This window comes from Streptomyces hainanensis, assembly GCF_004348415.1.
In the GTDB taxonomy this organism is placed as follows: Bacteria; Actinomycetota; Actinomycetes; order Streptomycetales; family Streptomycetaceae; genus Streptomyces; species Streptomyces hainanensis.
The window spans coordinates 1-9,874 of the sequence record NZ_SMKI01000300.1 but is presented as its reverse complement, the minus strand read 5'-3'; the positions used below and the strand labels follow the sequence as shown (position 1 = coordinate 9,874).

Here is a 9,874-nt window from a genome sequence, read left to right as displayed (position 1 = left end):
GAGCCGCCCCTCGTCCCCAACGACGCCCGCCCGGCCCGCGCCACCATGGAGGTCGCCTCCCTGGCCGTCCCCGGCTGGCTCGTCGAGGTGGAGGTGACGGCCACCTACCCGACACGGCGCTGACACCCGCCCTGCGGGCGGACCGGGGGCCTGAGCCGTTCACCGTGACGACCGGCTCGGGCTCCCTCCCCTGTCATGCTGCTGACCATGGCGGAACTGAACGGACGACCGGTCCTCCCCGACATGCTCCTGACGCTGGCCCTCACGAACTACGGTCACTTCACGAGCATGCGCGTTGACGGTCAACGCGTACGAGGGCTGAGCCTGCACATGGAGCGTCTCGTCCGGGACTGTGGCGCCTTGTTCGGTGCGAGCCTGGATCCGGAGTTGGTTCGGCGGTACGTCCGGCAGGCGGCAGCAGGACTCGGCGACTCCTTCGTCGTGCGGGTCACCGTCTTCGACCCGGCCATCGACATGGGCCACCCTGCCGAGGCGGAGAACCCGAACATCCTGGTCACCGTTCGTCCGGCGGCGAGCCTCCCGTTGCCGCCGCTGCGGGTGAAGTCCGTTCACTACGAGCGAGACGTGCCGGCCGTCAAACACACAGGGCTCTTCGGCCTACTCCATTCCCGACGCGCGGCCCAACTCGAAGGATTCGACGACGCCTTGTTCATCAGCCCCGACAACCAGGTGTCGGAAGGTGGGACATGGAACGTCGGCTTCATCAACGATAACGGCGTGGTGTGGCCGAAGGCCGACGTCCTGCCCGGCGTCACCTCGGCCCTGCTCCAGCAGCGCACGGACCATGCGACGCTTCCCGTCACGCTCGCTGACGCCCAGGGCATGCGGGCCGCGTTCGCGACGAACACCACCATCGGTGTCCGAGCCATCGCCTGCATCGACGAGGCCCCCCTGGCGACGGAGCACCCTCTTCTTACTCAACTGCGCGACACCTACCAGGCCATCCCTGGCGAACGGCCGTAAACGGCTGTAGAGGAACGACGTCACAGGGAAGACCCCAGCAAGGATTGCCATGACCTATACCCCGCCGCTCTGGCCGGTCTCCGTGAAGGGTGTCGTTCTAGACGCTCAGGACCGCGTACTGCTGCTGCGCAACGAGCGCGACGAGTGGGAGTTGCCCGGCGGTCGCCTGGAGATCGGCGGTTCGGACGGTGCCGTGCCCATGGACGCCAGTCCGGAGGAGGCGCTGGAACGAGAGATCCAGGAGGAGACCGGCTGGGAGGTCAAGGCCGGCCCCCTCATCGACGGCGGAGTATGGATCTATCAGCCCATCCCCGAACGGAAGGTGCTGATCGTCACCTATGGCTGCACCGTACTGACCCCCGACCGGCCGCCCGTCGTCAGCCACAAGCACAAGCGGCTCGGCAGGTTCGCCATCGATGAGGTGCCCCGGCTGAACATGCCCGACGGCTACAAGCGAGCTATCGCCACCTGGTATGGCCTCAGGAACGCGGACGAGTACGAGCGGGGGTAGCCGACTCCCTGTCCGAAGTGGTCGTCGTCGAGCACAGCCCCGTCACCCTGCCCCTGAGCGTCCTCGCCGAGGCTGGGATCAATCCTGGGCAACGGCAGGATCGTCATCCGACGCCTGGAGGGCGCCATCACAGGCCCGCTCAACGTCCGGCGGAGTAGCACCCCGTCGAACTCCGGAGACTCGCGACCGCCGGAGCAGCTGATCGATAGTGTCCGCGGCTCGGGCCGGATCTTCGTGCTCCCAGACTCGGATCACTTTCCAACCAGCTTCGAGCAACTTCTCGTTGGTCTCAGCGTCTCTGGCCCGGTTGCCGTCGATCTTCTCGCGCCAGAAGTCCGCGTTCTTGACCGCCGGGCGGTAGTGGTCGGGGCAGCCATGCCAGAAGCAGCCGTCCACGAAGACCGCGACGTGGTCACTTGGGAAGATCAAGTCCGCCTTGCGGCGGATCTCGGCGAGTGGCCGGGAATTGACTCGATAGCGCAGTCCGCGATGATAGAGCAGCCTCCGTAGCGCCATCTCGGGGCCGGTGTCCTTGCCACGGTTGGCACGCATGGCAGCACGGACCTCAGGCGAAGAGGCGGTCGACTCGGGCGGCAGCGTCTCCCCCGCCAACAGCCCTCTTTCCTTTGCGCGTTGCCACGCCTCAGCCAGATTCTCGCCCCTGGAAGCGTGCTCCACCTCGCAGACGTACCGCTCCTGGGTCTTGCCATCCCGCGACCAACGCAGATACGCGCGGATGCGCCGCGTCCGCCGGTACAACCGCAAGCTAATCGAGGCCCGCGCGAAGCGACCGTCGCTTAGCGCGACATGGCGTCGGCCGCGGCCTCCGGCCGCGCGGTCCTGCTCTACCGCCGGCGCCACGGCGCCAGCACGCCGCTTGTATGCACGCTCCGGTGGAAGTTGTTCTTTCCAGCGCCCCCCGGCCCCTTGTTCCCGCATGACGTCAGTGTCCAGCCGCCGAGAGCGCGTCGGCGACGGCATTGGCGAAGAACTCACCGAGAACGACCGGGACGGCATTGCCGAGCTGGCGCATCTGCTCCCCGCGGGGGCCGGAGCCCAGCCATTCATCGGGGAAAGTCATCACTCGAGCCGTCTCCCGAACCGTCATGTAGCGGTGATGATATGTCCATCCGTCCGGTGACGTGTGGTCCACGTAGCCACTATCAAGCTGCACCACCGACTCTCCGCCAGGCACACCGTGCACGCCAGCCTTGACCGTCTTAGCGGGCTTGTCGAGCTCGTTCGGCGTGTGCCCCTGGTAGATACGCGCGCCCGGCCAGCCGATGTGGTCGACGACACCGATCTCCTTGCCGAAGTCGAACTTCTCGTCGAGACGACTGAGCTCCACCCGCGGGAGCGCTGGAAGTTTGGCATCGGTGCCGTAGCCCTGGATGGCGTCACGCAGCGTGCGCCATGGCCTGATCTTGGGGTCTGCTTCCTTGGTGGGCTTCGGCAGCTTGGCGCGAGCCCACGCGCGCATCCTTTCGCGCACTCGCGGCGGCACGCCCGGATGGCGTCGCCAGTAGGGCCCGTCCTCGTCGAGCATCGAGCGCCACAGGGCAGTCTCCGAGAACTGAGGCGTCTCGACATATTTCTTGAATGCCTCGATATCGACCGGAATGTCGGCGCGGAAGGCCACGAGCACGACACGGTTGCGGATCTGGGGCACCCCGTAGTTCGCGGCGTTCACCGGCACCATCACGACCTTGTAGTGGTCGCGGTCGGCGTCGTTCTCGGCGAGCCCGCCAATGACGCCCTTCAGATGCTTGTTATGCGACTCCCAACTGTCCCGATCGTCACGCTTCTCAAAGGGGAGTGTCAGTTCGTTCTGGATGTACTGGAAGTACTCAGCGAACGAGGGTCGCAGCAGACCTCGGACGTTCTCGCAGATGACCGCCTTGGGCCGGATCTCACGGACAGCCTTGAACATGGCCGGGAACATGTTCCGCTTGTCCTCGTCGCCCTTGGCGACGCCGCCGGCACTGAACGGCTGACACGGTGGGCCGCCGGCCAGGACATCCACCTTCCCCTCGAGCGCCGTCATGTCAAGGTCCCGCACATCCCCGGGGTAGAGCGGCGCAGGCCGTCCAGGCCTGGGGGGTTCAGGCCTCGTGTCCCTGACGCGCTCGACCCCGTCCACGCCCAGCGTCTTCCGGGCACTCGCCACGAGCGTCTCGCACGCGCGCTTATCGAACTCGTTGAACAGGAGCGGGCGGAAGCCCGCCTGGTGGACCGCCATAGCAAGGCCGCCCCCGCCCGCGAACAGCTCAACACTGGTCCGCGGCTTCTTCGTCTTTTTAGGCTGGTCAACCATGCAAGAACCATACCGCGGAATTGGTGATCACGAGGTCGCTTCACTCAACTGAGTCGCCAGGGAGTGAGCAAAACCATAGAGTTCGCGGTGATCCATCATCCAGAAGGAGCAGGGCGAACGTCCTCAGCGCTGAAGGCGGCGAGCCAGTTCGCAGCCGCGCCGGAGCAACGTCCCCCGCCATCCGACGGGGACACGCCCCCCATCGATCAGGAAGCCATGCCCTCCGAGTACACGCCCGCCTCGTTCGACCCGCTGTCGACCGAACAACTCGCGAACACCATCTGCGAGACCTTCGAGCGTCAACCCCTGGTTTCCATGACCACGGAGATCCCGAGGTTCGCGGGGTCCGGGCTGTACGCGCTTTACAGTCGCGGGGTCGGTGTAGCGCTGTACCTGCCGCTGTCGACCCTTCAGATCCCCGTGTACGTAGGGCAGGCCACCAGCAACAGCGCCACCGGGGCAAGGGTCCGGGAACGATTCCCCCTCCATAGCCGTCTCAAGCAGCACCGGACCTCGATCATCGAGGGTGGCCTCCCCATCAACGAGTTCCGGTTCCGGGCGCTACTGCTGCCGGACGTGCACGCGAACCTGGGTGAGAACGGGCTGCGCGTCGGCTACCAGCCGGTGTGGAACAGCATCCTCACTGGGTTCGGTAGCAAGGAGCAGGGGGCGACAACCCGGCAGAGCCGGAAGAGCAAGTGGGACACGGTGCACGAGGGGCGACGGCGCACCCACGGGGGCGTCGTCCATGACATCGAGGCGCTCGTCTCAGAGGTTAAGGCTCACATCGAGCGGCAGGTCAACGGATACGGCGCTCTGCCGTGGTCACACCCAAGTACCGAGAATTTCCTCGACCTCGACGCCTCCTGAGAGCGACGTCTCTTGGCCGCGATCATGGGCTGAGCTGGGCGCCGAGCCACTGGCCGCCCTGGACGAACCCCGGGACGCCGCCGAGAAGTTCGTCCGGCTCGCGCCGGATCGGCGCGCACCCGGCTGTCGTCCCCAGCCCCCACGGCACTCCCACTGGCCTCCCGATCAGGACGGGTAACCGCCCGAGCCCCCGGATTGTCAGTGCCGTGGTGTAAGCCTTGGTTGAGCTGACAGATACCCGCTGGACCACTAACCAATTGATCGAGGAGGAGCACCTTGTCGACCGACGCCGAGCGGGCGCCCCTTGAAGAGATCGACCTCATGCCCTCGCCGCAGTTGCTGGAGGCGTTGGGAGACATCCCCTACAAGCCCTGGCAGTGCCTGGCTGAGCTGATCGACAACTCTTTCGATGACTTCCTTACCGACCCGGACCTCACACGCGGAGATCCCCGGGAGGTCTGGATCACTCTTCCGAAGCCGACTGACGAGGACCTCTTCGTCAGCGTTGTTGACAACGGTCGCGGCATGAGCCGCGAGATGCTCCAGAACGCGCTCCGAGCCGGCTACAGCGCCAAGCGCCGCTATGGCAGCCTCGGGCTGTTCGGCATGGGCTTCAATATCGCCACCGCACGGCTTGGGAACCTAACCGAGGTGCGAACGACGCGCGTCGGAGACCCAGACTGGCTGGTCGTGGAGATCGACCTGCGGCGGCTGGCCCGCAACGACAGCTACAAGTCACCTCTTCGCCGTGAGCCGAAGGACGATCCCACGCTGCACGGCACGGAGGTCGTCGTCCGCCGCCTCCGGGACGAGATCGCCGAGGACCTCAAGCGCCCCCGCCGGCATGCGGCGATCCGCGCCGACCTCGGACGGGTGTATTCCTACCTACTTCGTAGTGAGAACCCCGTGTCCGGGGTCCCCGATGGCCCCATGGCTGGGCGCGGCTTCAGGCTCAAGGTCAATAGCAAGAACGTGTTGCCCCGGCTCCCCTGCGTCTGGTCGACATCTCGGACAGTCATCAGACAGGGCCGCGAGATTCCGGCGATCAAACCCGTCGATATCCGCCTGGCACCCGCTCTCGCCTGCATGGACTGCGGTCACTGGCAGAACCCGGACCTCGAGTTTGACCGCTGCGTCCAGTGCGAGAGCGAAGACCTGCAACTGCGTGAGCGACGTATCCACGGCTGGATCGGCGTCCAGCGGTACCTTCACGAGAGCGACTTCGGCATCGACTTCCTCCGCAACGGCAGGAAGATCCGGGTTGGGGATCGTTCTCTGTTCTCTTGGGAGAACCCGGACGACGGCACCCTCGTCCCGGAGTACCCGGTGGACATTCCGGCCACCCAGGGACGCATCGTAGGCGAGATCCACCTCGACCACGTTCCCGTGGGCTATCAGAAGTTGGACTTCAACCGCGAGAGCCGCGAGTGGCGGTACGCGGTAACAGCCCTGCGAGGCGAGGGCCCGATGCGCCCGAAGAAGGCCGCAGCGCTTGGCTACCCACCAAACACCTCCCACCTCGGCGAGATCTTCAAGGGCTACCAGGAGAACCGCCCGGGCACGGATTGCCTCATCCCTGGCGACGGCAGCAAGGCGACCCACGAGGCGGCCCGCGACTGGGGCGCGAAGTTCCACGCTGGCCAGGCGGAGTACCTCTCGGACGAGATCTGGTTCACAGCCGTACTCGCACACGACGAGGCTCGCGATAACGGTGGCCGAGCCCCGAGTCCGACTGCCGGCGCCAGCGGGCCTCGCGGCTCGCTGGCCGGACGCACGGGCTTGGCTCCTCTGGGCACCAGGGACCAGACGAATGCCGACGGTCAGGCGAGGCCCGTCCATCCCGTGGCCGAACCCGAGCCACAACCGGTGGAGACCGAGGAGCAGCGGTTCGCCCGGTACCGTGCTGACTCGACCCGACTATTCGACCTCGCGGGCGAGGTGAGCCTTCCTCGATTGGGGCGGCGGATCGTGACGGTCTTTGACACTCGCGTGCCCCTGCTCGACGACCAGGAACGTCAAGTTCCTTCCCTGGCCCGAATGGGGCGCGGAACCAACCTGGAGGTCTACGTCTATAGCGAGCATCCCGTGTTCCGCGAGTACGGGCGCGATCCCCGCGACTACGCGCTGGTGGAGATCGCGCAGACGCTGCACGCCTTCGAACCCGATGGGCAGAAGGTGACGGCGGTCCTCGCTGACGTCACCCGGCAGTTCCCGGACCAGCGGGTCACCGAGTCCGCACTGCGGGAGAGGGCCGAGGCAATGACCAGCCGGGTCCGGGCCCTGATGGAACCGATCGTCCCGCCGAAGGCGGCCGAGTTGTGGGCTGCCCTCCCTGAGGACGCTCGCCTCCGTGCCGAGCGTGAAGCGGGCCGGGCTGACGCCTCCCTCAACTGGCCGGCGGTCGTCAAAGAGGGCAAGTTCGTGGCATACCTCGACACGGCCGGCATCGCGGCGCTCGTTCGAGTGTTCCCGGGCGATTTCCTCGACGGAGCGGTGTTCAAAACCTCCTGGGCCGGCTGGTCGGACAGCGAGATCAAGGACCGCCAAGTGGCGCAGGCTGTGCGACCGCTTGAGGTCGTGAGCGAGTTCCTGGCGGAACCGGGGACGAAGCCCCGGCTGGAGCTGGCACTGGCCAGGATCACCTTCGACATGCTCGACCACAACATCATCCGCTCGGAGTAGATCTGTGACGCCCTCCTTCATGGCCCCGGATTTCCTGCGCGCACTTGGACCGTCGGGATTCACTCGCCAGGTGGAGCGCCTCGCGCTCCACCTGGGTTTCACCGACGTTGTCAACATCGACGGGTCCTACGACCAGGGAGGAGACGTCCTCGCACTCCGGGAGGGAAAGCGCTGGGTCTTCCAGGCGAAGTGGAAGGCGGGAGCGGCCGTGCCACCCGGCGCGGTCGACGAAGTGCTCCGCGCCAAAGCCCACTATGGCGCGGACCGTGCCGCAGTCGTGACAAACAGCCGGTTCGGGCCTACCACCCGCAAGCGCCGCGAGAGTCTCGCGGCTGCCGGTATGCGCGTCGAGCTGTGGTCCGGTCACGAACTCATGGACATGTACGCGGACGACGGGTTCGCCGCCCGGCGCCTTCCGCACCACACCCTACGGGCCTACCAGGAACAAGCACTCCAGGCCGTCCTCAGCGACCTTGACAGCGCGGATCGCGCACTACTCGTGCTGGCCACCGGACTGGGAAAGACGGTGGTCGGCGGCGAAGTGATCGCTCGCCATCTCAGTCGGAATCCCAGCGACAAGGTCCTGGTCGTCGCCCCGACCAAGGACCTGGTGGACCAGCTGGAACGCGCGCTCTGGCAGCACCTGCCCAAGGACGTCCGCACACAACTTCTGACCGGAGATCACCGCCCGGATGACCTGCGAGGGGTGACGTGCGCGACCGTGGCGAGCGCCCTCGGTCACGCGCGTGCCGGCTACCGGCCCGCTCTGGTGATGGTCGATGAGGCCCACCACGTGGCCGAGGACGGGCAGCTCGCCGAACTGCTCGATGTCCTCTCCGCCAGCCGCCAATTCGGAGTGACGGCGACGCCATGGCGGGGTGACCGCTTCGACATTCGCCATCGGTTCGGCGAGCCGAGCTTCATTCTCGGAATCGAGGACGGCATGCGGCTCGGCTACCTGTCCGAGGTCCGGTACAGGCTCTACGCCGACACCATCGACTGGGACTTCGTCCGCTCCGCCAGCGAACATAGCTACTCAATCAAAGACTTGAATGCTCGTCTCTTCCTGCCGGAACGGGACGAGGCGGTCCGCGAACGGCTCATGGCCGTCTGGGAACGGACGCCCCAGCCTCGGGCGATCGTGTTCTGCCGCACCATCGAACATGCCGATCGGATGGCTGCCCTGCTCGAAGAGGTACCCCAGTGGCGGGGGGCACTCCCGGTCCACGCACGCCTGGCCCGGCGGGAGCGACAGGCACGACTGATGCGCTTCCGCAGCGGTCAGACGCCGATCCTCACCGCGGTCGACATCCTTAACGAGGGAGTCGACGTTCCCGATGTCAACATCCTCTGCTTCGCGCGAGTCACGCACAGCCGTAGGATCTTCGTTCAACAGCTCGGGCGAGGCCTGAGATTGCGCACCGGTAAGACACACGTGGAGGTTCTGGACTTTGTCAGCGATATCCGCCGTGTCGCGGCCATCATGAACATCCGCCAACAGGTCGCGGAGGACGAACTCGAAATCCTGCGACTGACGCAGCGCGGCACTAGCTTCGAGTTCGCGGACCAGCGCGCTGAGAGCCTGATGCGTGAATGGATCAAGGACGCCGCCAGTTTGGAGACCACACTGGAGGAGAGCCGTCTACAGTTCCCCAACCCCGCCGCCTTTGGAGGCTGATCCCGGATGAGCGAGATCGATGAGGAGATCCGGGGGGAGGTCCTCTCGGAGGTCTACCGCCAGATCGAGGAACTCGACTGGGACGGGCTATCCCCACGTGAGCGTTCACGGTGTTACGAGCAGTGGGTCAACGACCCCTTGATCGGCGACAAGCTGGCCCGATTCATTCCCCGAGAGAAGGTCCGGGTGTGGATTAAGGACGGGCCGGTCAAGGAACTGCCACGGGTCCGCAACGGCATCGGCCCCAACGCGAAGTACGCCTTCCGCCGTTATCCGACAGCGGATCAGATCGCCCGGCAGGTTCTCGGCCCGGAATGGCAAGCCGACCTCGACACGCTCGACGTGAAGCCCACGCGGTGCGTCGTCAAGGGGTCCGGCTCCGAGCGGCTCATGATGTGGGCACCCGCTCAGAATCTCCAGGACCTCGTCTGGGCCGGCATCAACGCCAGGGTGGACGATCGCCCCGAGCCACTCCTCGTCATCGGGCTGCCCCAAGGGCAGCGGCTCGGCGAAGGCGAGCAGGCGAGGCATCGCCGGGTCGCGAGGATCGCCGGGCTTGAGCTGATCCATACCACTCTGAGACTGATGCGCGTCGCTCCCCGCTGACCTTTCAGCGACAGCTCCCCTGTGCGGACGTAACGCGGTCAGGTGACCGTCTCCGGCGGAAAATCGCGATAATCGTTGGCCAGCGCCATCAACTTCCCCCGTGGGCACGGCGCCCGTCACCAAAGCCACGCGCATCGAGGTGTTAGGCGAACCCCGCAGAGCCGCCTGTGACCTGGGCGTGGGCGCGGGGGTGGTGGTGAGGGTGTCTCTGATACACATCTGACTCTGC

8 protein-coding genes are annotated in these 9,874 nt (G+C 66.1%); 6 read left to right on the top strand and 2 right to left on the bottom strand.

The window, feature by feature from the left end; translation table 11 throughout:
- Positions 1-195: 195 nt before the first annotated feature.
- On the top strand, positions 196-984 hold the full coding sequence (locus tag E1283_RS24440) for an aminotransferase class IV family protein (protein ID WP_243745068.1): 789 nt from the start codon (positions 196-198) through the stop codon (positions 982-984).
- 49 nt (positions 985-1,033) lie between these two features.
- On the top strand, positions 1,034-1,495 hold the full coding sequence (locus E1283_RS24435) for an NUDIX hydrolase (protein WP_132820292.1): 462 nt from the start codon (positions 1,034-1,036) through the stop codon (positions 1,493-1,495).
- Positions 1,496-1,573: 78 nt separating this feature from the next.
- Here E1283_RS24435 and E1283_RS24430 read toward each other — a convergent pair whose 3' ends face one another.
- Both E1283_RS24430 and E1283_RS24425 read right to left on the bottom strand, forming a co-directional pair.
- Positions 1,574-2,434: a very short patch repair endonuclease gene (locus tag E1283_RS24430; protein ID WP_132820291.1), complete on the bottom strand. Its 861-nt coding sequence runs from the start codon at positions 2,432-2,434 to the stop codon at positions 1,574-1,576.
- Positions 2,435-2,438: 4 nt separating this feature from the next.
- Complete coding sequence (locus tag E1283_RS24425; protein WP_132820290.1) at positions 2,439-3,809, bottom strand: DNA cytosine methyltransferase; 1,371 nt, start codon at positions 3,807-3,809, stop codon at positions 2,439-2,441.
- A gap of 216 nt (positions 3,810-4,025) precedes the next feature.
- Here E1283_RS24425 and E1283_RS24420 point away from each other — a divergent pair, with 216 nt between their 5' ends.
- The 4 genes from E1283_RS24420 to E1283_RS24405 all read left to right on the top strand — a co-directional run bounded on the left by E1283_RS24420 (position 4,026) and on the right by E1283_RS24405 (position 9,645).
- The gene (locus tag E1283_RS24420) at positions 4,026-4,679 is read left to right on the top strand and encodes an Eco29kI family restriction endonuclease (RefSeq protein ID WP_132820289.1); all 654 of its coding nucleotides are present in this window, start codon (positions 4,026-4,028) and stop codon (positions 4,677-4,679) included.
- A gap of 276 nt (positions 4,680-4,955) precedes the next feature.
- Positions 4,956-7,361: an ATP-binding protein gene (locus E1283_RS24415; protein ID WP_132820288.1), complete on the top strand. Its 2,406-nt coding sequence runs from the start codon at positions 4,956-4,958 to the stop codon at positions 7,359-7,361.
- Positions 7,362-7,365: 4 nt separating this feature from the next.
- Complete coding sequence (locus tag E1283_RS24410) at positions 7,366-9,039, top strand: DEAD/DEAH box helicase family protein (protein ID WP_243745067.1); 1,674 nt, start codon at positions 7,366-7,368, stop codon at positions 9,037-9,039.
- A gap of 6 nt (positions 9,040-9,045) precedes the next feature.
- Positions 9,046-9,645: a hypothetical protein gene (locus E1283_RS24405; protein ID WP_132820287.1), complete on the top strand. Its 600-nt coding sequence runs from the start codon at positions 9,046-9,048 to the stop codon at positions 9,643-9,645.
- Positions 9,646-9,874: the final 229 nt, after the last annotated feature.

What these genes read in the sequence shown, in the direction of transcription:
- E1283_RS24440 (WP_243745068.1), top strand. Translation starts at nt 196, where the DNA reads ATGCTGCTGACCATGGCGGAACTGAACGGACGACCGGTCCTCCCCGAC.
- E1283_RS24435 (WP_132820292.1), top strand. Translation starts at nt 1,034, where the DNA reads ATGACCTATACCCCGCCGCTCTGGCCGGTCTCCGTGAAGGGTGTCGTT.
- E1283_RS24425 (WP_132820290.1), bottom strand. Translation starts at nt 3,809, where the DNA reads ATGGTTGACCAGCCTAAAAAGACGAAGAAGCCGCGGACCAGTGTTGAG.
- E1283_RS24430 (WP_132820291.1), bottom strand. Translation starts at nt 2,434, where the DNA reads ATGCGGGAACAAGGGGCCGGGGGGCGCTGGAAAGAACAACTTCCACCG.
- E1283_RS24420 (WP_132820289.1), top strand. Translation starts at nt 4,026, where the DNA reads ATGCCCTCCGAGTACACGCCCGCCTCGTTCGACCCGCTGTCGACCGAA.
- E1283_RS24405 (WP_132820287.1), top strand. Translation starts at nt 9,046, where the DNA reads ATGAGCGAGATCGATGAGGAGATCCGGGGGGAGGTCCTCTCGGAGGTC.